Source organism: Mesorhizobium tianshanense, assembly GCF_007830515.1.
GTDB lineage: Bacteria > Pseudomonadota > Alphaproteobacteria > Rhizobiales > Rhizobiaceae > Mesorhizobium > Mesorhizobium tianshanense.
This window is the reverse complement of sequence record NZ_VLKT01000028.1, coordinates 47,956-71,809: the sequence shown is the minus strand read 5'-3', so window position 1 is coordinate 71,809 and position 23,854 is coordinate 47,956. Positions and strand designations below refer to the sequence as shown.

22 protein-coding genes are annotated in these 23,854 nt (G+C 63.6%); 17 read left to right on the top strand and 5 right to left on the bottom strand.

Going from position 1 to position 23,854, the window contains the following annotated elements; all coding sequences use genetic code 11:
• Positions 1–24: 24 nt before the first annotated feature.
• The 16 genes from IQ26_RS21795 (at position 25) to IQ26_RS21715 (ending at position 16,158) form a co-directional block, all read left to right on the top strand.
• The gene (locus tag IQ26_RS21795) at positions 25–1,032 is read left to right on the top strand and encodes an ABC transporter permease (RefSeq protein WP_145720409.1); all 1,008 of its coding nucleotides are present in this window, start codon (positions 25–27) and stop codon (positions 1,030–1,032) included.
• Complete coding sequence (locus IQ26_RS21790; protein ID WP_145720408.1) at positions 1,025–1,873, top strand: ABC transporter permease; 849 nt, start codon at positions 1,025–1,027, stop codon at positions 1,871–1,873. The genes IQ26_RS21795 and IQ26_RS21790 overlap by 8 nt, the downstream gene beginning before the upstream one ends.
• Positions 1,870–2,760, top strand: a complete 891-nt coding sequence (locus IQ26_RS21785; protein WP_145720407.1) for an ABC transporter ATP-binding protein — start codon at positions 1,870–1,872, stop codon at positions 2,758–2,760. Before IQ26_RS21790 ends, IQ26_RS21785 begins: the two co-directional genes overlap by 4 nt.
• Positions 2,753–3,583: an ATP-binding cassette domain-containing protein gene (locus IQ26_RS21780; protein WP_145720406.1), complete on the top strand. Its 831-nt coding sequence runs from the start codon at positions 2,753–2,755 to the stop codon at positions 3,581–3,583. Before IQ26_RS21785 ends, IQ26_RS21780 begins: the two co-directional genes overlap by 8 nt.
• A 99-nt stretch (positions 3,584–3,682) precedes the next feature.
• Complete coding sequence (locus IQ26_RS21775; RefSeq protein WP_145720405.1) at positions 3,683–4,282, top strand: VOC family protein; 600 nt, start codon at positions 3,683–3,685, stop codon at positions 4,280–4,282.
• Positions 4,283–4,426: 144 nt separating this feature from the next.
• A complete protein-coding gene (locus tag IQ26_RS21770) occupies positions 4,427–6,721 on the top strand; it encodes a bifunctional salicylyl-CoA 5-hydroxylase/oxidoreductase (protein WP_145720404.1) in 2,295 nt (764 codons plus the stop codon).
• The gene (locus IQ26_RS21765; protein ID WP_145720403.1) at positions 6,718–7,491 is read left to right on the top strand and encodes an SDR family NAD(P)-dependent oxidoreductase; all 774 of its coding nucleotides are present in this window, start codon (positions 6,718–6,720) and stop codon (positions 7,489–7,491) included. The genes IQ26_RS21770 and IQ26_RS21765 overlap by 4 nt, the downstream gene beginning before the upstream one ends.
• A complete protein-coding gene (locus tag IQ26_RS21760) occupies positions 7,485–7,955 on the top strand; it encodes a MarR family winged helix-turn-helix transcriptional regulator (RefSeq protein ID WP_095487734.1) in 471 nt (156 codons plus the stop codon). Before IQ26_RS21765 ends, IQ26_RS21760 begins: the two co-directional genes overlap by 7 nt.
• Positions 7,952–8,764: an enoyl-CoA hydratase family protein gene (locus tag IQ26_RS21755; RefSeq protein ID WP_145720402.1), complete on the top strand. Its 813-nt coding sequence runs from the start codon at positions 7,952–7,954 to the stop codon at positions 8,762–8,764. Before IQ26_RS21760 ends, IQ26_RS21755 begins: the two co-directional genes overlap by 4 nt.
• Before the next feature lie 245 nt (positions 8,765–9,009).
• Positions 9,010–10,158 carry an acyl-CoA dehydrogenase family protein gene (locus tag IQ26_RS21745; protein ID WP_145720401.1) on the top strand — a complete coding sequence of 383 codons (1,149 nt, stop codon included), beginning with the start codon at positions 9,010–9,012 and terminating at the stop codon, positions 10,156–10,158.
• Between the two features lie 77 nt (positions 10,159–10,235).
• Positions 10,236–10,631, top strand: coding sequence for a RidA family protein (locus tag IQ26_RS21740; protein ID WP_145720400.1), 396 nt, complete (start codon positions 10,236–10,238; stop codon positions 10,629–10,631).
• Between the two features lie 372 nt (positions 10,632–11,003).
• Positions 11,004–11,732 (top strand): GntR family transcriptional regulator, encoded by a 729-nt coding sequence (locus tag IQ26_RS21735; protein WP_145720399.1) that lies wholly within the window; start codon positions 11,004–11,006, stop codon positions 11,730–11,732.
• A gap of 167 nt (positions 11,733–11,899) precedes the next feature.
• Positions 11,900–13,039 carry an aminotransferase class V-fold PLP-dependent enzyme gene (locus IQ26_RS21730; protein ID WP_145720398.1) on the top strand — a complete coding sequence of 380 codons (1,140 nt, stop codon included), beginning with the start codon at positions 11,900–11,902 and terminating at the stop codon, positions 13,037–13,039.
• A gap of 99 nt (positions 13,040–13,138) precedes the next feature.
• Complete coding sequence (locus IQ26_RS21725; RefSeq protein WP_145720397.1) at positions 13,139–13,936, top strand: ABC transporter substrate-binding protein; 798 nt, start codon at positions 13,139–13,141, stop codon at positions 13,934–13,936.
• Between the two features lie 199 nt (positions 13,937–14,135).
• Positions 14,136–14,810, top strand: a complete 675-nt coding sequence (locus IQ26_RS21720) for an amino acid ABC transporter permease (protein WP_145720396.1) — start codon at positions 14,136–14,138, stop codon at positions 14,808–14,810.
• 67 nt (positions 14,811–14,877) lie between these two features.
• Positions 14,878–16,158: a cysteine desulfurase-like protein gene (locus IQ26_RS21715; RefSeq protein ID WP_145720395.1), complete on the top strand. Its 1,281-nt coding sequence runs from the start codon at positions 14,878–14,880 to the stop codon at positions 16,156–16,158.
• Positions 16,159–16,202: 44 nt separating this feature from the next.
• On the opposite strand, the gene IQ26_RS21710 is transcribed toward IQ26_RS21715, so the two are convergent.
• The 5 genes from IQ26_RS21710 to IQ26_RS21690 are packed head-to-tail and all read right to left on the bottom strand — an operon-like array spanning position 16,203 to position 21,486.
• On the bottom strand, positions 16,203–17,033 hold the full coding sequence (locus tag IQ26_RS21710; protein WP_145720394.1) for a dipeptide ABC transporter ATP-binding protein: 831 nt from the start codon (positions 17,031–17,033) through the stop codon (positions 16,203–16,205).
• Positions 17,030–17,905 carry an ABC transporter ATP-binding protein gene (locus tag IQ26_RS21705; RefSeq protein ID WP_145720393.1) on the bottom strand — a complete coding sequence of 292 codons (876 nt, stop codon included), beginning with the start codon at positions 17,903–17,905 and terminating at the stop codon, positions 17,030–17,032. The genes IQ26_RS21710 and IQ26_RS21705 overlap by 4 nt, the downstream gene beginning before the upstream one ends.
• Positions 17,906–17,907: 2 nt before the next feature.
• Positions 17,908–18,825 carry an ABC transporter permease subunit gene (locus IQ26_RS21700; protein ID WP_145720392.1) on the bottom strand — a complete coding sequence of 306 codons (918 nt, stop codon included), beginning with the start codon at positions 18,823–18,825 and terminating at the stop codon, positions 17,908–17,910.
• Position 18,826: 1 nt separating this feature from the next.
• On the bottom strand, positions 18,827–19,834 hold the full coding sequence (locus tag IQ26_RS21695) for an ABC transporter permease subunit (RefSeq protein ID WP_145720391.1): 1,008 nt from the start codon (positions 19,832–19,834) through the stop codon (positions 18,827–18,829).
• Between the two features lie 59 nt (positions 19,835–19,893).
• Positions 19,894–21,486, bottom strand: coding sequence for an ABC transporter substrate-binding protein (locus IQ26_RS21690; protein WP_145720390.1), 1,593 nt, complete (start codon positions 21,484–21,486; stop codon positions 19,894–19,896).
• Between the two features lie 429 nt (positions 21,487–21,915).
• Here IQ26_RS21690 and IQ26_RS21685 point away from each other — a divergent pair, with 429 nt between their 5' ends.
• Complete coding sequence (locus IQ26_RS21685) at positions 21,916–23,853, top strand: long-chain fatty acid--CoA ligase (RefSeq protein WP_145720389.1); 1,938 nt, start codon at positions 21,916–21,918, stop codon at positions 23,851–23,853.
• Position 23,854 lies beyond the last annotated feature (1 nt).

Below are 23,854 nucleotides of genomic sequence, written 5' to 3'. Positions count from 1 at the left end.
TTTCCGCCAGGCATACAGGCGACCATGCTGCTGCAAAGATTCCTGATCCGCCTTTTGACGATGGCGATCACGCTGTTCGGCGTGGCCGTCGTCGTCTTCGTCGTGATCCGCGTCGCGCCCGGTGACCCGATCGCGATGATGCTGCCGCCCGGCGCCACCGATGCCGACATCGCCCGGCTGCGGGCGCTTTATGGGCTCGACAAGACCATCGTCGAGCAGTTCTTCATCTGGCTGGCCGGCGTCGTCAGAGGCGATTTCGGCACCTCGATCTCTCTCCGGCAGGATGTTCTGGGGCTGGTCTTCAACCGGCTGCCGGCGACATTGGAGCTTGCCATCGTCGCGCTGCTGATGGCGCTGGCGATCGGCGGCACGACGGCGATCCTCGGCGCGCGCGAACGCGGCACCGCGGTCGAGGCCGGCATCGATATCGCCAGCGGTGCCGCCCTTTCCATTCCCGACTTCCTGTGGGGCCTTGTGCTGATCCTGCTGTTCGGCGTGCTGATGCCGGTGTTCGACATTTCCGGCCGGGTGTCGCCGCAGCTCGACCTGCCCTTCGTCACCCAGTTCTATCTGTTCGAGAGCCTGGTGCGGCTGCGCTTCGACCTGACCAAGGACCTACTCGGGCACATGCTGATGCCGGCCGTGGCCCTGGCGCTGCCGCTCGCCGCGATCATCTCGCAGTTGCTGAAACAGTCGCTGAAGGAAGTGCTCGACCTCGATTACGTCGTGCTGGCGCGGGTGAAGGGCTTTTCGGAAACGCAGGTCATTTTGCGCGAAGCGCTGAAGAACGCCGCGCTGCCGACGCTTACCCTGGTTGGCGTGCAATTCACCTTCCTGATCGGCGGCACGGTCATCGTCGAGCGGCTGTTTTCCTATGAAGGTCTCGGCAATATGGCGATCGACGCCGTCATCAACCGCGACCTGCCGCTGATCCAAGGCATCGTGCTGGTCTTCGCGCTGCTGTTCGTGCTGATCAACCTTGCCGTCGACATGACGTATGCGGTGCTCAATCCGAGGCTGCGCCATGGATGACGGCCGCATCTCACGACATGGTTCGGGCGCAAAACTATGGCTTGCCGGCGGCTGGCTGCTGCTGGCTTTGCTTGCCGCGCTCTTCGCGCCGCTGGTGGCACCGCAGGATCCGCTGGCGCAGGATCTGATGTTCGAACGCCTGCCGCCCTTCTGGATGAGCGGTTCCGAACCGGGCTTCTGGCTCGGCACCGACAGCCTCGGCCGCGATCTGCTGTCGCGGCTCATCTTCGGCGCCCGCATCGCCTTCGTCGTCGCCTTCGCGGCGGCCTTGGCCGCCTGCCTGGTCGGCTCGACGCTCGGGCTGATATCAGGCTATTTCGGCGGCTGGGCCGATCGCATCATCTCGCGCGTCGTCGATGTCTGGATGGCGTTTCCGCCGGTGCTGTTCGCCATCCTGCTGGTCGCCGTGCTCGGCACGGGCTTGAGCTCGGTCATCATTGCCATCGCCGTCATCGACTGGACGCGCTTCTGCCGGGTGATCCGCGCCGAGACCATGGGCCAGGCGCGCATGGACTATGTCGAGAACGCCCGCATCGCCGGCTATGGCCGCATCGGCATCATGCTGCGCGAAGTGCTGCCCAATGTGGTGCCGTCGATCGTGGCGCTGCTGTCGCTCGAAATGGGCATTGCCGTCATCGTCGAAGCAATCCTGTCCTTCGTCAATCTGTCGATCTCGACCGACGATCCGACCTGGGGCGGCATCATCGCCGAGGGCCGGCTGTCGATCCATCAGGCGTGGTGGGTGCTGGTGTTTCCGCTGATCACGCTGATCCTGACGGTGCTGTCATTCAGCCAGTTCGGCGAGGGGCTGAAGGCACGCTTCGATCCGGTGTTGCGATGAACGCGGCTGTGAACCCTTGCCTCGACATCCGGTCCTTGAGCGCCGTGCTGCCGAATGGCGTCCGCGTGCTGCGTTCGGTGTCGCTCTCCGTTCAACCCGGCGAGGTCCGCGCGCTGGTCGGCGAGAGCGGCGCCGGCAAGACGATGATCGGCAAGGCGGTGCTCGGCGTGCTGCCGCCCAGCGTGCGCATCGTCGAAGGCGACATACTGCTCGAGGGCGAGGATCTCGGCCGGCTTCAGCCAAAGGCAAGGCGGACGCTGATGGGCGCCCGCACCGCGCTGATCCCGCAGGATCCGCTGACCGCGCTCAACCCGTCGCGCCGCATCGGCCCGCAGATGACCGACCGGCTGGTGCGCATCCTCGGCTGGAGTGGACAGCGAGCCGACATCCGTATCCGCCAATTGCTCGACGAGGTGCAGATCCGCGATCCGGACCGTGTCACCAAAAGCTATCCGCACGAACTTTCCGGCGGCATGCGCCAGCGCGTGCTGATCGCCGCCGCTTTCGCCGCCGAGCCAAGGCTGATCGTCGCCGACGAACCGACCACGGCGCTCGACGTGACCGTGCAGAAGCAGATCCTGCGGCTGATCGCGCAATTGCAGCGCGAGCACGGCACGGCGATCCTGTTCGTCACCCATGATCTCGGCGTCGTCGCCAAGATCAGCCAGAAAGTGTCGGTGCTCTATGCCGGCAAGGTGGTGGAGGAGGCCGAAACGGCGGCGTTATTCGCTTCGCCGCAGCACCCCTATACGCGGGCGTTGATGGCGGCGACACCGCGCTACACCAACCCGTTCGCCTCGCTGAAACCGGTGGACGAGGCGGTGCTGGCCGGACTGGCCTCGGAAATCGCCGCTGCCGACCAGGCCTGGAGGCGGCCACATGGCTGAGCCGCTGTTTTCCGTGCGCGGGCTGAAGGTCGCGCTACCCGACATGACGCGCAAGCCGCTGATCGGCCGGGCGCCGATGGCCGAGATCCTGAAAGGGCTGGACTTCGACCTCCCCAGGGGCTCGGTGACCGGTATCGTCGGCGAATCCGGGTCGGGCAAATCGACGCTCGGCCGCGCCCTGGTGCGCCTCTTGGAGCCGAGCGACGGCAGCATTATTTTCGACGGCCGCGACATCACGCATCTGCCTGAGGCGGAACTCAGGCCTCTGCGCCGCAACCTGCAGATGATCTTCCAGGATCCGATGTCGTCGCTCAATCCGCGCCGCACGATTTTCAGTATCATCGCCGCCCCCCTCAGGCAAAACGGGTTTGGCGACAATCTCAAGGGGCGTGTCGCCGAGGCGCTGCAGCGCGTCGGCCTGCCGCAAAGTTTCGCCAGCCGCTACCGCCACGAACTGTCTGGCGGCCAGCGCCAGCGTGTCGGCATTGCCCGGGCGCTGGCGCTGTCGCCGAAATTCGTGCTGGCCGACGAGATCATCTCCGGCCTCGACGTATCGACCCAGGCGCAGATCCTGACGCTGCTGGAAAGGCTGGCGGCCGAAATGGGCCTGACCGTCGCCTTCATCAGCCATGATCTGTCGGTAATCCGACGATTGTGCCAGCAGGTGATCGTCATGCGCGAAGGCGCGATCGTCGAAGCCAGCGCCACCGACGCTTTGTTCGACAACCCGCAACAGGCCTACACGCGCGATCTCCTCGCCGCCATTCCGCTGCCTGAGATCGATGCCGACTGGCTGCTGTCCGCGGCGAAGACGTCGCCATGAAAGCGGCCGCAAGGATCGTCAGTATCATTCGCACGCCGAAGAGCGGGCCTCGGGCGTGCGCCCGGCAAGTCACAATTGTCCCGCGAGAGGATGACTGAGATGAAGAACGCAATCCGAAACGCAACGCTTGCGACCGCCGTCCTGGCCAGCATCGGCACCGCTTCCGCCGACTCCATTCCCGGCATGCGCGGGCACGATCACACCGGGGTTACGGTGCCCGACATGAAGCAGGCCATCGACTTCTTCACCGAGGTCGTCGGCTGCAAGAAGGCTATGTCCTTCGGCCCGTTCGCCGACGACAAGGGTACGTTCATGCAGGATCTGCTGGGCGTAGACCCCAAGGCGGTGATCGAGGAAATCACCCTGGTCCGCTGCGGCCACGGGTCGAACATTGAGCTGTTCAAATACACGGCGCCGGACCAGAGGGACCTGCAGGCCCGTAACAGCGACATTGGCGGCTTCCACATCGCCTTCTATGTCGACGATATCACCGCGGCGAAAGCCTATCTCGATGAAAAGGGCGTCAAGACGCGAATGGGACCGCTGCCGGTTACCGAAGGGCCGGCCGCCGGCCAGACCATCCTCTATTTCCAGGCGCCCTGGGGCCTGCAGCTGGAAGCGATCAGCTATCCCGACGGCATGGCCTATGAAAAGGACGCGGAAACGGTGCTGTGGAGCCCGAAGACCCCGGAAAAATGATCCGGCAAGCGCGTGCTTGCGGGTCTGACTGCAGGCACGCGAAAGGCGTCAGGATGGATCGCTTCAATTATGAAACTTCAAGCTTGAAATAATTTACCTCAGGGGCGATACTGGCGAATAATAAGCGAAGAGGAGATCGCACGCATGAAGGTTGCGGTTCTCGGCGGCGGGCCAGCCGGCCTCTACTTTGCCATTTCGATGAAGCTCAGGGACGCCGCCCACGAGGTGACGGTGTTCGAGCGCAACCGCGCCGACGACACATTTGGCTGGGGCGTCGTGCTGTCGGCCGAAACGCTCGACAATCTAACCAGGAACGACCCGGTCAGCGCGGTCTGGATCAGGAAGCATTTCGCCTATTGGGACGACATCGCCGTCATCCATGACGGCGTGCGCACGGTCTCGACCGGCCACGGCTTTTGCGGCATCGGCCGCAAGCGGCTGCTCATCCTTTTGCAGCGGCGGGCGCGCGAACTTGGCGTCAGGCTGGTCTTCGAAACCGACATCGACGATCCCAAACCCTACATGGGGAGCCACGATCTGGTGGTCGCCGCCGACGGTCTGAACTCGAAGGCACGGGGCGCTTTCGTCGACGTGTTCAAGCCAGACATCGACACCCGCAAATGCAAGTTCGTCTGGCTCGGCACAAGCCAAAAATTCGACGACGCCTTCACCTTCATCTTCGAGAAGACGGAGCATGGCTGGGTGTGGGCGCATGCCTACCAGTTCGACAAGGATACCGCGACCTTCATCGTCGAATGCAGCGAGCAGACCTGGGAGCGCTTCGGCTTCGGCACGATGACGCAGCCGGAATCGATCGCCGTCTGCGAACGGATCTTCGCCAAGCATCTCGGCGGCCACGCGCTGATGACCAACGCCAACCATATCCGCGGATCGGCCTGGATCAATTTCCCGCGCGTGCTGTGCGAGCGCTGGTCCTACAGGAACCTGGCGCTGATGGGCGACGCGGCGGCGAGCGCGCATTTCTCGATCGGCTCGGGCACGAAGCTGGCGCTGGAAAGCGCGGTGGCATTGGCCGACTATGTCGAGTCAGAGCCCGACCTCGAAGCCGCCTTCCGCAAATATGAAGACGCCCGCCGCACCGAAGTGCTGAAGCTGCAATCGGCGGCGCGCAATTCGCTCGAATGGTTCGAGGAGGTCGAGCGCTATCTCGGCCTCGACCCGGTGCAGTTCAACTATTCGCTGCTGACACGTTCGCAGCGCATCAGCCACGAGAATTTGCGGCTGCGCGACGCCGAGTGGCTGGCCGGCGCGGAAGAATGGTTCCAGCGCCAGGCCGGCGCCGGCAACAACAGCCTCCGGCGCGCGCCGATGTTCGCGCCGTTCCGGCTGCGCGACATGGCGCTGCAGAACCGCATCGTCGTCTCGCCGATGGCGCAGTACAAGGCCGTCGACGGCTGCCCGACCGACTGGCACTTCGCCCATTATGCCGAACGAGCCAAGGGCGGCGCCGGGCTTGTCTATATCGAGATGACCTGCGTCAGTCCGGAAGGCCGCATCACGCCAGGCTGCCCGGGGTTCTACGCGCCCGAACATGAGGTGGCCTGGAAACGGCTGGTCGATTTCGTCCATACCGAGACCGAGGCGAAGATCTGCGCCCAGATCGGCCATTCGGGCGCCAAGGGGTCGACCCGGGTCGGCTGGCAGGGAAACGACGTGCCGCTGACGTCAGGCAACTGGCCGGTCATGGCGGCGTCCTCGGTACCATGGTCGTCGCAGAACCAGATGCCGAAGGCAATGGACCGCGCCGACATGGATCTGGTGCGCGACCAGTTCATCGCTTCGGCTGAGATGGCGGTGCGTTGCGGCTTCGACATGCTCGAAATCCACGCCGCGCACGGCTATCTCCTGTCCTCCTTCATCACGCCGCTGACCAACCGGCGCACGGACGCCTATGGCGGCGCGCTCGAAAACCGCATGCGTTATCCCTTGGAAATCTTCCATGCGGTGCGCGCCGCCTGGCCTGATGAAAAGCCTGTTTCAATGCGCATCTCGGCCAATGACTGGGTCGGCATCGAAGGCGTGACGCCGGCCGATGCGGTCGAGATCGCGCGGCTCTTGCATGAGGCCGGCGTCGACATCTGCGACGTGTCGGCGGGCCAGACCTCGGCCGAGGCAAAACCGGTGTATGGCCGCATGTTCCAGACGCCGTTCTCCGACCGCATCCGCAACGAGGTCGGCATGGCGACCATGGCGGTCGGCAACATCTACGAGCCGGACCATGTCAATTCGATCCTGATGGCCGGCCGTGCCGATCTCGTCGCGATGGCAAGGCCGCATCTGGCCGATCCTTACTGGACGCTGCATGCGGCTGTCACGCTCGGCGACCGCGGCGTCAAATGGCCGGATCCCTATCTGCCGGGCCGCGACCAGATCTACCGGCTGGCCGAACGCGACGCAGCGGCGGGGTTGAAAGTATGAGCGCGGCCGGAGCAATCGCGGGCAGGCATGCGCTGGTCACCGGCGGCGGCTCCGGCGTCGGCCGGGCCATCGCGCTGGCGCTGGCCGGCGCCGGCATTGACGTGACCATCTGCGGCCGGCGCGAGGCTGCACTTGCCGAAGTCGCCAGGGGAAATGAACGCATCTTCGGCATCGCTGCGGATGTCACCGACGAAGCGGTGATGGCGTCCCTCTACAGCAACGCCGAGGCGGCGCGCGGACCGATCGACATCGTCGTCGCCAATGCCGGCATGTCCGGCAGCGCCCCGGCCCAGCGAACGTCGTTCGTGGATTGGCAGCGCACGCTCGACGTCAACCTGACCGGCGCGTTCCTGACGGCGAAGCCGGCGCTGGCCGGCATGGTGGTGCGGAAGACAGGCCGTATCATATTCGTCGCTTCGACCGCAGGCCTGAAAGGCTATCCTTATGTCGCCGCATACGTGGCGGCCAAGCATGGCGTTGTCGGGCTGATGCGGGCGCTGGCGATCGAGACCGCCAAATCCGGGGTGACGGTCAACGCCGTCTGCCCGGGCTTCGTCGAAACCGAGATGCTGGAAAGCTCCGTCCAGCGTATCGTCGAAAAGACCGGCCGATCGGCCGAAGACGCAAGGACGAGCCTTGCCTCGACCAACCCGCAAGGCCGCTTCATCCAGCCCGAAGAAGTTGCAGCGGCCGTGCTGTGGCTGTGCGGACATGCTGCCCAATCGATCACCGGGCAGACGATCTCGATCTCTGGAGGCGAGACATGGTAGCCGGTCCCCTGCCCGCGCCGTCCGGACCCGGCAAGGATCGCCTGCGCCTATGGGTGCGGCTGCTGCGCGCCTCACGCAGCATCGAGGCTGAGCTGCGCGAGCGCCTGCGGCAGGAGTTCAACACGACGCTGCCGCGCTTCGACGTGATGGCGGCACTCTACCGCGTGCCAGAAGGCATGCTGATGAGCGACCTGTCGCGCTTCCTGCTGGTATCCAACGGTAATGTGACCGGTATCGTCGACCGGCTGGTCTCGGAAGGACTGGTTGCCCGCGCCCGGCGCAACGGCGACCGCCGCACCTCGATGGTGCGGCTGACGGAGGAAGGTTCGAAGGCTTTCGCCGTGATCGCCGCCGCGCATGAGAGCTGGATCGGCGAGCTGCTGGGCAATGTGAGCGAGGACGAGGCGCGCCGGCTGACCGGCATGCTGAATTCCTTCCGAAGCAACTGGGAGGGACGGGAATGACAAAAATGGCCAGCCGCAAGCCGAAGCATTTCCACTGGCAGGTCGAAGGCAAGATCGCAACAATCCGGCTCGACCGGCCGGGACGCAAGAACCCGCTGACCTTCGACAGCTATGCCGAACTGCGCGACATCTTTCGCGACCTCGTCTATGCTGACGACGTCGATGCGGTGGTGTTCCTGTCCAATGGCGGTAATTTCTGCTCGGGCGGCGACGTCCACGACATCATCGGCCCGCTGGTGAAGATGGACATGAAGGCGTTGCTTGCCTTCACCCGCATGACCGGCGATTTCGTCAAGGCGATGCTGAATTGCGGCAAGCCGATCATTGCGGCGGTCGACGGCGTGGCGGTGGGCGCCGGCGCCATCATCGCCATGGCCTCCGACATCCGCATCGCCACGCCGGAGGCCAAGACGGCCTTCCTGTTCACCCGCGTCGGTCTGGCCGGCTGCGACATGGGCGCCTGCGCGATCCTGCCGCGCATCATCGGTCAGGGCCGCGCCGCCGAGCTGCTTTACACCGGTCGCACCATGAGCGCGGCGGAAGGCGAGCGCTGGGGGTTTTACAACCGGCTGGTCGATGCGGCGGCGCTCGAGGCCGACGCGCTCGACATGGCGGCGCGCATTGTTTCCGGGCCGACCTTCGCCCACGGCATCACCAAGACGCAGCTGAACCAGGAATGGTCGATGGGTCTCGACCAGGCGATCGAGGCGGAAGCGCAGGCGCAGGCGATCTGCATGCAGACCCGCGATTTCGAGCGGGCGTACACGGCTTTCGTCGCCAAGGAAAAGCCGGTGTTCGAGGGGGATTGAGATGGAATTCTCGATTGAGCCGACAAGAACTAACACGTTGGCGGGACAGCGCGCCCCTCTGTCCTGCCGGACATCTCCCCCACAAGGGGGGAGATCGGCGGTTCCGCCCGCAGCGCCTTTCCTGCAACGCAGGCGATTGGCGAAAGCGGTGGTGACGTCCAATCTCCCTCCTTGTGGGGGAGATGTCCGGCAGGACAGAGGGCGGCGCCGTAGAGCGCAAGGGTCGACGTACAGCGGAGGCAGAAATGCCTGACCGGTCCTTCCTCTCCTGGCCGTTCTTCGAGGACCGCCATCGCGAGCTTGCAGAGCGGCTGGACGCGTGGTGCGCGAAGACCCTGCCGGTCGCGCATGACGATGTCGATGCCGCCTGCCGCGAGCTGGTGGCGAAGCTCGGCCAGGACGGCTGGCTGAAGCCAACGGCGCTCGACACGGAAAATCCCGGGCCGCTCGACGTGCGCACGCTCTGCCTGACGCGCGAGACGCTGGCCCGGCATGACGGACTGGCCGATTTCGCCTTCGCCATGCAAGGGCTCGGCACCGGCGCGCTCAGCCTGTTCGGCACGCCCGACCAACAGCGCTGGCTGGCGAAGACCCGCGCCGGCAAGGCGATTTCCGCCTTCGCGCTGTCGGAGCCGCGCTCGGGATCGGACGTTGCCAATATGGAGATGACGGCCACGGGTGACGGCGACGACTATATCCTCTCAGGCGAAAAGACCTGGATCTCCAATGGCGGCATTGCCGATCTCTACGTCGTTTTCGCCCGCACCGGCGAGGCGCCCGGCGCCAGGGGGCTTTCCGCTTTCATCGTGCCGGCCGAGACCAAGGGCCTTACCATCACCGAGCGGCTGGAGGTGATCGCGCCGCATCCGCTGGCACGCCTGTCCTTCGACAATGTCCACCTTCCGGCGGCGGCATTGATCGGCCGGCCGGGCGACGGTTTCCGCATCGCCATGTCGGTGCTCGACGTGTTCCGCTCGACCGTCGGTGCGGCGGCGCTCGGCTTTGCCCGGCGCGCGCTGGATGAAAGCATCAAAAGAGTGGACGAGCGCAAACTGTTCGGCGCGGCGATGGCCGAGTTGCAGATGGTGCAGGGCCATATTGCAGACATGGCGCTGGATGTCGATGCCGCCGCCTTGCTGGTTTATCGCGCCGCCTGGACCAAGGACATGGGCGCCGCCCGTGTCACCCGCGAAGCGGCGATGGCCAAGCTGTTCGCCACCGACAAGGCGCAAGAGGTGATCGACAAGGCCGTGCAGCTGCATGGCGGCGATGGCGTCCGCAAGGGCCACATCATCGAAAGCCTGTATCGCGAGATCCGCGCGCTGCGCATCTACGAGGGTGCGTCCGACGTGCAGAAGGTGGTGATCGCGCGGCAAGTGATGGGAGCGGCCTGAGGCCGAGAAATTTGCAGTTTGGACCGGTTGCGAATTTTGAATATTTCGAACCGGATTTGAATATCGGGAGGCTTGATATGCACACCATCCTGCAGCCGGAAGGTTGGGCGAAACCTGTGGGTTACGCCAATGGCATCGCCGCGCGCGGGCAGCTGATCTTCATCGGCGGCCAGGTCGGCTGGACCGGGCAAGGCCGGTTCGAAACCGACGATTTTGTCGGCCAGGTGCGCCAGACACTTGCCAACATCGTCGCCGTGCTGGCCGAGGCCGGCGCCGAGCCTGAGCATATCACCTCGATGACCTGGTACTTTACCGACAAGGCCGAGTACCTGGCCAACCTCAGGGGTATCGGCGAGGCCTATCGCGAGGTCATCGGGCGGCATTTTCCGGCCATGGCCGCCATGCAGGTCATGGCGCTGGTAGAGGATCGCGCCAAGGTGGAGATCCAGGCGACAGCGGTGATCCCGGACTGAGGTTCAGCTCTACTTCGGCCTCTCCCAAGTCAGGCATCAAGCCTATAGCAGCTGGCGCCGCCCCTCACCTGCCTGCCGGCATCCTCTCCCCGTAAACGGGCGAGGGACACTCTCATCGGCGGTTTCGCCAATCACCAACGTTGCAGGACGAACGCCGAGGTTGCGGCCGGCTTCTTTCTCCCTGAACGGGAGAAATGTCCGGCAGGGCAATGAGGGCCAGCACTGACGCTGGACGGCTGTGGAGCCATGTCTTAGCGCTCAACCCGGACCTTGGCTGTATCCGCTTTTTGTGATCAGATGATCACGCCTGCTTCGACCGGGCGATCACAGCGTGCAACTTGCACATAGCTTCTGTCGGAGGAAAGCGAAACCGTGGCTCTGGGATTTGAACCTGTATCGGGACGTGTGACCGTCCAGGATGGTGTCTACCAGCAGCTTCGGCATGCCCTGATGGTCGGCAGCTTCGATCCGGCCCAAGTGCTGACCATTGCTTCTCTGGCCGAAGCCTTCGGTACTTCGAACATGCCGGTGCGCGAGGCCTTGCGGCGGCTCGCCGCCGAGAACGCGCTGGAGATCTCGCAGAACGGCTCTGCCTGCGTGCCGGTCGTCACCCGCGCGCGGCTCGACGACCTCTGCCGGGCTCGCGTCGCCGTCGAGGGGCTGGCGGCCGAACTCGGGGCGCCGCGCCTGACCGCTTCCGACATAGCCACATTGCAGCAGATCACCGCCGACCAGCAGGCGATCGGGCGCAATGGCAGCATCTACGAGCTGATCGCCAAGAACCAGCAGTTCCATTTCACCATCTACCGCGCCTCCGGCTCCGATGTGCTGTTCCAGCTGATCGAGACGCTGTGGCTGCGCTTCGGTCCTTATATGCGGCTGTTGTCAAACCATGTCGCGCCTTTGATGCGCGCCGGCACGATGGAGCCTTCCGGGCGGCACACCGCGATCATCGCGGCACTGAAGGATCGCGATTTTGCTCGCGCCCGCGAGGAGGTGGTTGCGGACATCACGACGACGCAGGAGACGCTGCGCGCCATCTGCCCCGACGTGCCGGAACCCAAGCCAGTCGAGTTCGCCGGGTTCGGCAAGGCCTCCTGAAAACTCCGCCGCGGTCGAACGCCAAATCGACGCCGGAAAATGCCGATCCGCGACCGCTCACGGTCGGAAAAATCGCCCGATTTTCCCGATTGAATCGCATTTGTTCGCTGGCAGCGATTGATCCGTATTCCGTTTTGTGATCACATGATCACGGGAGCAAAGGCGTAGTGTCTGGTTATTTTCTCTACCATTCGATCGGAACGTTTCCCGGCAAGGCGGAGCGCATGGCTGCTGCCCTGTCGGAATTCTCGGGCGTCTGGTCGGCGGAAGATGACGGCCAATGGCCGGCCGCCCTTGCCGCGAGGCAGCGCTTCATCGATGCCTGGGGTTCGCTGATCGATGCCCCGCAGGGCACACTGACCACCGCCGAGAACGTCACATCGGCCCTTTACAGTCTGATCGGCGCCTTGCCGTCCGAGCGTCTGGCGGGAAAACGCATTCTGGTCGCGGCCGACTGTTTTCCGAGCCTGCACTTCCTGCTTGCCGGACTTGCAGAGCGCTTCAACTTCACGCTCGATACCGTGCCGCTGCGGCCCGGTGAGAGCTGGGTGCGCGACGAGGATTTCATCGCACGCTGGCAGGACGATATCGGCCTCGCCTTGCTGACCTTCGTCACCTCGACAGCCTCGCACCGCTGCGACGTGGCGCGGCTTGCCGCGCATGGCCGGAAGATGGGCACCATCATCGGTGTCGACATCACCCAAGGGGTCGGCGTGACGCCCTTCTCGATCGCGAAGACGCCGGTCGATTTCGTCGTCTCGACCTCGCTGAAATGGCTGTGCGGCACCTCGGGCGCCGGCATCCTGCAGGTGACGCCCGATCTCCTGGCAACATGCCGGCCGGAACTTCGCGGCTGGTTCAGCCAGCCAAACCCATTTTCGTGGGATCTCGACAGTTTCGCCTATGCGGACGATGCGCGCCGTTTCGACCATGGCACGCCGGCCATCCTGGCCAGCGTCGCATCGCTGCCCGGCCTCGAATGGGTCGCCGAGACAGGCGTCGACGCCATCCGCGCCCAGAACGCCAGCATGACCGAGCGCATTGTCGGCTGCGCGCTGGACAATGGCTGGACGGTCCGTTCGCCGCTCGATCCAGACGAGCGCGGCGGCAGCGTCATGCTGACCTTGCCGCAAGGCGTCGACCCGGTGAAGACAGTGTCGACGCTGCGCGATGAGCGACTCTACTGCGACACGCGCAGCGCGACGCTCAGGCTGTCGCCCGGCATGGTCACCACGGACGCCGCGGTCGATGCACTGCTGGAGCGCCTGCAACAGTTGATCGGCGCGCGGCAACGCCGCGCATCCTGACTTCAGGCGCCGCCTCGCCTGCAGTGTCCGGAAATACGGCGCTGAAAGGGGCGGAAGTGAAAATCGCCACAGGGAGTGGCCGAACCAGAGGGAACGAAAATGAGCTTCACTCGTCGCAACCTGCTTCTTCTCGCTGCCGCCATCGGCATCGCCGCCGGCCCGGCCACCGCCTATGCCGCGGACGTGCTGAACGTCGGCGCCTATCCGACCAATCCGCCCTTCGAATACAAGAACGAAAGCGGCACGTTCGAGGGTTTCGAAGTCGACATCGTCAACGAAGCGGCAAAGCGCATCGGCATGACCACGGAAATTGCCGACCTCGGATTTCAGGCCCTGTTCGCCGCCACCACGTCGAAGCGCATCGACGTTGCCATCTCGTCGATCACGATCACGCCGGAGCGACTGAAGTCGCAGGCATTCACGCAGCCCTATTATGATTCCGACATGGGCATCGCCGCCAAGGCCGACAGCCCGATCATGGCCGAGGCCGACCTCAAGGGCAAGATCATCGGCGTGCTGTCCGGCTCGACCGGGGAAGCCTGGACCAAGCAGCACCAGGAGGCCGGCGGGTTCAGCGAGGTGAAGGGCTACGACACGCAGCAGAACCTGCTGCTCGATCTCAGCGCCGGTCGCGTCGACGCCGCGGTCAGCGACGTTCCGGGCCTGGAATACTCCTTCACCAAGATGAAGGATCTCGCCGTAAAAGAGCGCATCAAGACCGGCGAGCAGTACGGCCTGATGATGGCCAAGGACCACCCGCTGCTCGGCAAGCTGAACGACGCGCTGACCGCGATGAAGAAGGACGGCACGCTGGCCGCGATCCACAAGAAGTGGTTCGGCAGCGACGCGCCCGCCGATTCTTCGACCGTCAAGGAAATGCCGGTGCCGAAGGCCTGAGCAGCAACTCATGCCGAGATTGCGCCGGCTTCCGCGCCGGCGCAGCAGTCTCACGGGGCAGCGTTGCGCGCCCTCGTGGACGCGCAACGGACGCCGCAGCCTTTCGACTTTCACGCATGATCCGCTCAAAAGGCCGATTTCCGGTCTCGGAGCCATGCCTTAGCGTCGCGGGACGCCAAATCTTTCGGGAATGCTCCCCATGTCGCTGATCGAGACCTTCTTCAACGCCGATGTCATGATCTCCAGCCTGCCGGCGCTGCTGCGCGGCTTCCTGAACACGCTGCTGCTCGGGCTGTTGAGCATCGGCATCGGCATTCCCGTCGGCCTGGCGATCAGCCTGGTGCGGCTCTATGCGCCAAAGCCGCTGCGGCTGCTGGCGGTTGGCTATATCGATATTTTCCGGGCGATGCCGGTGCTGGTCGTGCTGATCCTGATCTACTACGCGCTGCCATTCCTCGGCATACGCCTGTCGTCCTGGACCTCCGCGGTGACGGCATTCGCCATCATCATGGCGGCCTATTCGGCTGAGGTGTTCCGCTCCGGCATAGAGAGCATTCCGCGCGGCCAGTTCGAGGCGGCGCAGGCACTCGGCCTGCCGTTTTTGCTGACCTTGCGCAAGGTGGTGCTGCCGCAGGCAATCCGCGTGGTCATTCCGCCGATGACCAGCAACTGCGTTTCGATGTTCAAGGACACCTCGCTCGCCTCCACCGTGGCGCTGCCCGAACTGCTGAAGGAAGCGACCAACGCGCAGTCGCTCTACGCCAACCCCTCGCCGCTGATTGGCGCAGCGCTGGTCTATCTCATCTTTCTCTGGCCGATGGTCCGCCTCGTCAGCCTGCTGGAACGCCGCTTCAAAACCGAAAAGACCCGCTGACCTCGGCAGCTTCGCCATCTGTCAATTTTCGCTTCCCCAACTGTCAGGCACTTCGCAGGAGACCATCTTGAACAAGCATCAGACCCCTAGTGCGCGCGACGTCTCCGCAGCCTTCCCGGTCGACACGATCCGCGCCATGTTTCCAGCCCTGCAGCAGGCTGGCGACTTCATCTTCATGGACAACGCCGCCGGCGCGCAGATCCCGCAAAGCGTGCTCGACGCGGTGACCAATCATCTGGTCGCGCACAATGTGCAGCGCGGTGGCCGCTATGGCCGCAGCGTCGCCGTCGACCAGGCGATCGCCGATGCGCGCGAAAGCGTGGCACTGCTGATCAACGCCTATAGCCCTGCGGAAATCTGTTTCGGCATGAACGCCACTTCGTTCATCCGCCTCGTCAGTCTCGGCATCGGCCAGATGCTCGGAGAGCGTGACGAGATCGTCATCACCGATATGGACCACGACGCCAACATCGCGACATGGCTGGCGCTGGCGCCCGCCGGCGCGAAATTCAAATGGTGGCGGATGCGCGACGACGGCAACCTCCATGTCGACGACCTTCGTCCTCTGGTCTGCGAACGCACCCGGCTCGTCGCCTGTACGGTGACGGCGCATTCGATCGGCTCGATCGTCGATGTCGCTGCGGTGGCCGACATCGCGCATGCCGCCGGCGCCGAAGTGTTCCTCGACTGCGTGCATTACGGGCCGCACGGGCTGATCGACGTGCAGGCCTGGGACTGCGACTATCTGGTCTGCTCCGGCTACAAGAATTTCTCGCCGCATATGGGCTTCCTGTGGGGCCGTTTCGAAACGCTGAAGCGCCTGCCGACCTTCCGCGAGGATTTCATTCCCGACGAGCCGCCCTACAAGGTCGAGGCCGGCACCTTCATCTACGAGAACGTCTCCGGCATGGATGCCGCGGTGCGCTATCTCGAATCGATCGGCCGCAACTTCCTGGCTGAGAACAACCGGTCGCGGCGCGACAACATCGTCGCCGGCATGAATGCCATCCGCGACTACGAGTTGGTGCTGGCGCGCGAAATGCTTGCCGTGCTCAAGGGTTGCGGCGCGACGATCTATGGCGTCGCCGACGAAGCCCGCCGCAACGAGCGCGTGCCGACCTTCTGCTTCAACATCGGCACGCTGTCGCCGCAAATGATCGTCGAGGCGATGGCCGAAATGCAGATTGGCATCCGCGACGGCCATATGTACGCGCCGCGGCTGATGAAGCGCCTGAACCTCAGCATGGACAGCGGCGCCGTCCGCGCCTCGCTGGTGCATTACAACACGATCGAGGAAGTCCAGCGCTTCGGCGAGACCCTGCGCGCTATCATCGCCCGGCTATCGTGAGCAACTTGGAAGTTATCCTCGCCTGACGGCCGCGATTGCGGGGTCTAGGCGGCCTTCTTCTTCGCCAGCCTCGCCTTGATGCTGGCGACGTCGGCGCGCGGCGTCGCGGCGAACAATGTCTTGGTGTAGTTGTGCTTGGGGTCAGCGAAGACCGTGTCGCGCGAACCATATTCGACCGCCTCGCCGAAATACATGACCATCACGTCGTCGGCGATGTAGCGCACCACCGACAGGTCGTGGCTGATGAAGACATAGGTCAGCTCGAACTCGTCCTGCAGGTCGGCGAGCAGGTTGAGCACCTGCGCCTGCACCGAAAGATCGAGCGCCGAAACCGGCTCGTCGAGCACCAGGAGGCTCGGATTGAGCATCAGCGCGCGGGCGATGGCAATGCGCTGGCGCTGGCCGCCCGAGAACATATGCGGGTAACGGTTGTAATGCTCCGGTCCGAGGCCGACCTTCTTCAGCATCTTCATGGCGAGATCGCGCCGTTCGTCGGCCGGCTTGTCGGTGTTGATGAGCAGCGGCTCGCCCAGCACGTCGCCGATCTTCTGGCGCGGATTGAGCGAACCATAGGGGTTCTGGAAGACGATCTGCACCTTGCGGCGCATCTCCTTCGTCAAGCCGTCCTTAGCGATGTCGACCTTGTTGCCGTCGATGAAGAGCTCACCCGATGTCGCCGGATCGATCAGGGTGATGATGCGGGCGAGCGTTGACTTGCCGCAGCCGCTTTCGCCGACGATGGCCAGCGTCTTGCCCTTGTCGACGCTGAACGAGACGCCCTTGACCGCATGCACCGTGCGCGAGGGGCGAAACAGGCCGCCGCCGACATGATAGTCGCGCACGATGTTTTTGCCCTCGAGAACCGTCGCGCTCATGACGCGGCTCCCGTTGCAGGCTCAGTTCCCGCGACAGAGGGGGCCGGTTCGAACAGCATGTCGGAAATGGTCGGCAGCCGGTCGCCGACGGCGTTTTCCGGCAGCGCCGACAGAAGCGCGCGCGTGTAGTTGCTCTTCGGCTGCTCGAACAGCGACAGGACGTCGGCCTCCTCCATCTTGCGGCCCTTGTACTGGACGATGACGCGGTCGGCGGTCTCGGCGACAACGCCCATATTGTGGGTGATCATGATCAGCCCCATGCCGTATTTGGCCTGCAAGCCAACCAACAGGTCGAGGATCTGCTTCTGGATGGTGACGTCGAGCGCGGTGGTCGGCTCATCGGCAATCAACAGCTTCGGATTGCAGGCGATGGCAATGGCGATCATGACGCGCTGGCACTGGCCGCCCGACATCTGGTGCGGGAACGAATTCAGCCGCTCTTCCGGATCGGCGATGCCGACCAGCTTCATCAGTTCGACGGCGCGAGCCCTGCGCTGGGCGCGGTCCATGCCCATGTGGAAGCGCAGCACCTCCTCGATCTGGAAGCCGGCGGTGAAGCATGGATTGAGACTGGCGATCGGCTCCTGGAAGATCATCGAGATGTCCTTGCCGACGATCTTGCGGCGCTCGGACGGACCGAGCTCAAGCAAGTCAATGCCGTCGAACGCCATGCGGTCGGCCTTCACCGTCGCCGTGTTCGGCAACAGCCCCATCACCGCCAGCATCGCCACCGATTTGCCGGAGCCGGATTCACCGACGATCGCCAGCACCTCGCGCGGCTCGATCGACAGGTCGATGCCTTGTACGGCCATGAACGGTCCGGCAGCGGTATCGAAGGACACGGTGAGGTTCTTGATCTCGAGAAGAGGCATGATCACGACCTCTTCAGCTTGGGATCGAAGGCATCGCGCAGGCCATCGCCGATCAGGTTGATGGCAAGCACCGTGATCAGGATGGCGAGACCGGGGAAGGTCACCACCCATGGCGCGCGCAGGATGAACTCCCGCGCCGTGGCGAGCATGGTGCCCCATTCCGGCGTCGGCGGCTGCGCGCCGACGCCGAGGAAGCCGAGAGCCGCGGCCTCGAGGATGGCGTTGGAGAAGGACAGTGTCGCCTGCACGATCAGCGGTGCCATGCAGTTCGGCAAGATCGTCTTCACCATCAGCCTGACATGACTGGCACCGGCCACCTTGGCGGAGATCACATATTCGCGGTTCTTTTCGGCCATCACCGCCGCGCGCGTGAGCCGCGCGAAATGCGGCTGCAGCACCAGCGCAATCGCCAGCATGGCGTTGAACAGGCCGGGTCCGAGGATCGCCACCAGAACCAGGGCAAGGAGCAGCGACGGGAAGGCCAGAATGACGTCCATGACGCGCATGATCAGCGTATCGACCCAGCCGCGGAAATAGCCGGCGAGCACGCCGAGGACGATGCCGCTGGTCAGCGAGAAAACCACGACGACCAGACCGATGAACAGCGAGAACCGCGCCCCGAAAATCAGCCGCGAAAGCATGTCGCGGCCAACGGCGTCGGTGCCGAGCAGGAACATCGATTTGCCGCCCTCCTGCCAGACCGGCGGCGTCAGCAGCGCATCGCGAAACTGTTCGTCAGGCGAATGCGGCGCGACCAGTGGCGCGAAAATCGCCACCAGCACCAGAGCCGTGAACACGACCAGGCCGATGACGGCGCCGGTGTTCATCGAGTAGTAATGCCAGAATTCGGCAAAGGCGCGTTGCCGGCCGCCGGTCGGAATGGATGCGGCGGTGGCTTCTGCCGTGGTTTGGTCGGTCATCTCACTGCACCCGGATACGTGGGTTGATGACGGCGTAGAGCACATCGACGATCAGGTTCACCGCCATGACGATCAGCGCGATGATCAGCAAGCCGCTCTGGACGACGACGTAGTCGCGCTTGCCGATCGCGTCGATCATCCATTTACCGATACCGGGCCAGGAAAAGATCGTTTCGGTCAGGATCGCGCCCGCCATCAGCGTGCCGACCTGCAGGCCGATGGTGGTGACGACGGGGATCAGTGCATTGCGAAAAGCGTGGAGGCCGATGACGCGACGCGGCGCCAGGCCCTTGGCGCGGGCGGTGCGGACATAGTCCTCACCCAGCACCTCCAGCATCGCCGAGCGCGTCTGGCGCGCTATGACGGCGAGCGGAATCGTCGCCAGCACGATTGCCGGCAGGATCAGATGACTGGCGGCGGACCTGAAAGCGCCGCTCTTGCCGGAGATCAGGCTGTCGATCAGCATGAACCCCGTCGTCGGTTTGAAGAAATATTGAAGGCCGATGCGACCGGAAACCGGCGTCCAGCCGAGGTAGCCGGAGAAGAATATGATGAGCAGCAGCCCCCACCAGAAGATCGGCATCGAATAGCCGGTCAGCGCCACGCCCATCGTTGCCTGGTCGAACCATGACCCGCGCTTGACCGCGGCGAAGATGCCGGCGGGAATGCCGATGAGCACGGCGATGATCAGCGCGATCGTCGCCAGTTCCAGCGTGGCCGGAAACAGCGCCTGGAATTCACCGAGCACCGGCCGCTTGGTGGCGATCGATATGCCGAAGTCGCCGGTCAGGACCCTGCCGATATACTCCAGATACTGGATGACATAAGGCCGGTTATAGCCAAACCGCTCGACAAGCTCCGCGTAGCGTTCGGGGCTGACGCCGCGCTCGCCGGCCAGGGCCAGGATCGGGTCGCCCGGCAGAAGCCGGACGAAAGCGAACGCCGCCAGCGATATGCCGAACACGGTCGGGATGATCAAGGCGAGCTTGTGGAGGAGATAGCGGAGCATCGTACTTCATAGAACGGCGGCGCCGGAAGTCCAGCGTCGCCGTCCAATTTCTCGTTGACTTATTCGGTGACGTCGACGCCGTCGAACCGATGAATGCCGAGCGGATCCATGACGAAGCCCGAAACCTTCTTGTTCATGGGCATGAAGACCTTGGAATGGGCGATGGTCAGCCACGGGGCCTCACGCTTGAACACGGCCTGAGCTTCCTCGTAGATCTTGGTGCGCTCGGCGACGTCCGTGGTCGCCTTGCCCTTCTGCAACAGGCCTTCGAACTCCTGGTTGCACCAGATCGCATAGTTGGACTGGCCGATGGCATCGCAGCCGAGCAGGAACAGGAAGTTGTCCGGATCGCCATTGTCGCCGGTCCAGCCGAGCTGGAAGGCGCCGTCACGATCCTTCTGCTTGCCGCGTTCGCGATACTCGGTCCATTCGTAGCTGACGATCTCGGCCTTCACGCCGATCTTGGCATAGTCGGCCTGGATCAGTTCCGCGATTCTTTGGGCGTTCGGATTGTACGGGCGGCTGACGGGCATTGCCCAGATCTTCATCGAAAGATCCGTGACGCCGGCGTCGGCCAGCATCTTCTTGGCCGCGTCCGGATCGTACGGATCGTCCTTGATGTCCTTATTGTAGGACCACATCGTCGGCGGGATCGGATTTATGGCCGCCTGGCCGGCGCCCTGATAGACCGCATCGAGAATCGCCTGCTTGTTGACGGCCATGTTGAGGGCCTTGCGGACTTCGACCTTGTCGAAGGGCGACTGCGTCGTGTTGTAGGCCATATAGCCGATGTTCAGGCCTTCCTGCTCGTCGACCTTGAGGTTCGGGTCGGCCTGCAGGCCGGCGATGTCGGCCGGTGCCGGGTACGACATGATATCGCACTCACCTGCCTTCAGCTTTTGCGCGCGCACGGCCGGATCGGTCGTGATGGCGAAGATCAGATCGTCGATCTTCTGGCGGCCGCCAAAGTAGCCGTCCCATGCCGCATAGCGGATGACCGCATCGACCTGGTAGTCGACGAACTGGAACGGACCGGTGCCGATCGGCTTCTGGGTGAATTGCTGCCTGGTGTCAGCCTTGTCGAGCTGGTCGGCATATTCCTTGGAAACGATCGAAGCAAAGTCCATGCCGAGGTCCGGCAGGAAAGCGACTTCAGGCTTGTTCAGCACGAATTTCACCGTCAGGTCGTCGACCTTGACGATCTCCTTGAGAAGATCCGGGAAGCCCATGCCGGCAAAATATTCCCAGCCGGTGCCTGCCAGATAGTCGTACCACGGGCTTTCCTTTTTCCACTGGCGTTCGAAGGAGAAGATTACGTCGTCGGCGTTGAGGTCGCGCGTCGGCGTGAAGTAGTCGGTGGTCTGGAACTTCACGCCTGGCCGAAGCTTGAACGTGTATTCGAGGCCGTCGTCGGAAACCGTCCAGCTCTCGGCGAGGCCGGGCGTGATGGTGGTCTTGCCGTGTTCGAACTCGACCAGGCGCGAATAGATGGTGCGCGACGACGCGTCGAAGTCATTGCCACCGCTCCACGGAGACGGGTCGAAGCCAGCCGGCGACGCCTCCGAGCAGTAGACCAATTGCTTCGCATTGGCCATGCCGCCGAGGACGCTTGCGGCCAGCAACGCGGCCGCAAAAGTCAATTTCTTTTTCATGGAGGACTCCCTGATGTTCTTCCAAGCCCCTCTATCAGGCTCGCGAAGCGCGCATATAAGCACCGTTTTTCCGGCTTTGGAACACCCCGCTTGCCTACCCCACGGGAAGCAGAATTTAATTCTGCATGCTCGCGAGAAAATAGAATAAATTGTCAATTCTTGCCGATCACGGCATTATTAACGACTGCATTTTTTTATTGATCTTCAACGCGATCGATAGTGAGGAACCGCGACCTTCGGCTTGTCGCTGGCGCGGAAGATTTTCTTCCCGTCTTGCCGCAGGGGCAAGACTTGCACGGCTGCCGATAGTCGCAATACATAGTGGCATGCTGGATTTCCTGGATGCCCGGCCGCGGAGGAACGTCTCTGTCATTCGGAGACGGCGCGGCGGGCAAGCAGAGATAAGAATAACAGCCAAGGGAGCGACAGGTGGCAAAAACATCAAGGACGACGCCAGCGAAAGCGGGCGCCAAAACTGCCGCAAAGCCGGCCAGCCGCGACACGCCAAAAGCGCTGTTTGCCGAAGCCGTTGCCGGGCCGAAGGCGGCTGCTGCGTCCGCGAAGACCGATGTGTTTGCAAAGGCTGGTGCAAAGCCCGCCGTCGTCAAACCAGAGGCGAACGCGGCACCGACAACGGCTTCATCAGCGTCGAAGCCGGGGCCGGCCAGTAGATCGCCGGAGGCGCCTGCCGCCGGATTGCCGGAAAAGCCTTGGCTCAAAAGCTATCCGAAAGTCGTTCCGGCCGAGATCGGCGCCCCGCGCTTCGGTTCCATCGGCGATCTGCTCACCGACGTCTGCAAGCAGTACGCCAGCCGCCCCGCCTTCACCTGTATGGGCAAGACCATCACCTATGCGGAAGTCGAGCGGCTATCGGCCGCCTTCGGCGCCTATCTGCAATCGAAGGGACTGCAGAAAGGCGCGCGCGTCGCGCTGATGATGCCGAACGTGCTGCAATATCCGGTGGCGATGATGGCGGTGCTGCGCGCCGGCTATATCGTGGTCAACGTCAACCCGCTCTACACGCCGCGCGAGCTGGAACACCAGCTTAAGGATTCCGGCGCGCAAGCCATCGTCATCCTCGAGAATTTCGCCAGCACCTTGCAGGCGGTGATCGCCAGCACGGCGGTCAAGCACGTCGTGGTCGCGGCGATGGGCGACATGCTCGGCGGCCTGAAGGGGACGATCGTCAATTTCGTCGTGCGCCGCGTGAAGAAGATGGTGCCGGCCTGGTCGCTTCCGGGCCATATCAAGTTCAACGCCGCGTTGCAGGCAGGCGCCAGCGTGAGTTTCAAGCCGGTGAAGGTCGCTGCCGACGATGTCGCTTTCCTGCAGTATACGGGCGGTACCACCGGCATCTCGAAGGGCGCGGTACTGCTGCACAGCAACGTGCTGGCCAATGTCGCGCAGAACGCGCTCTGGATCGAAGACGCCTTCACCATCAAGCCGAGGCCGGCGCATCTCAACTTCATCTGCGCGCTGCCGCTCTATCATATCTTCGCGCTGACGGTGAACGCGCTGATGGGCATGCAGATGGGCGGCCAGAACATACTCATTCCCAATCCGCGCGACATTCCCGGCTTCGTCAAGGAATTCGGCAAATACCCGGTCCACATCTTTCCGGGCCTCAACACGCTGTTCAACGCGCTGCTCAACAATGAAGATTTCCGCAAGCTCGACTTCAGGCCACTGATCCTGACGCTGGCCGGCGGCATGGCAGTCCACAAGGGCGTTGCCGAGCGCTGGAAGGCGCTGACCGGCTGCCCGATCACCGAGGGCTACGGGCTTTCGGAAACCTCGCCGGTGGCCACTGCCAACAAATTCAGCGACGGCAATTTTACCGGCACGATTGGCCTGCCGCTGCCATCGACCAAGATCGCCATCCGTGACGACGACGGCAATGATTTGCCGCTCGGCGAAGTCGGCGAGATCTGCATCCGCGGACCGCAGGTGATGGCCGGTTACTGGAACCGGCCGGACGAGACCGCCAGGGTGATGACCAAGGATGGTTTCTTCAAATCGGGCGACATGGGCTTCATGGATGAGCGTGGCTACACCAAGATCGTCGACCGTAAAAAGGACATGATCCTTGTGTCCGGCTTCAACGTCTATCCGAACGAACTCGAGGAGATCGTGGCCCTGCATCCGGGCGTGCTCGAAGTGGCGGCGATCGGCGTGCCTGACGAGCATTCGGGCGAAGTGCCGAAGCTGTTCGTCGTCAAGAAGGACCCATCGCTGACCGCCGAGGTGCTGACTGTCTATTGCCGCGAAAACCTGACCGGCTACAAGCGGCCAAAATATATCGAGTTCCGGACCGAACTGCCGAAGACGCCAGTGGGCAAGATCCTGCGGCGGGCGTTACGGGGATAGG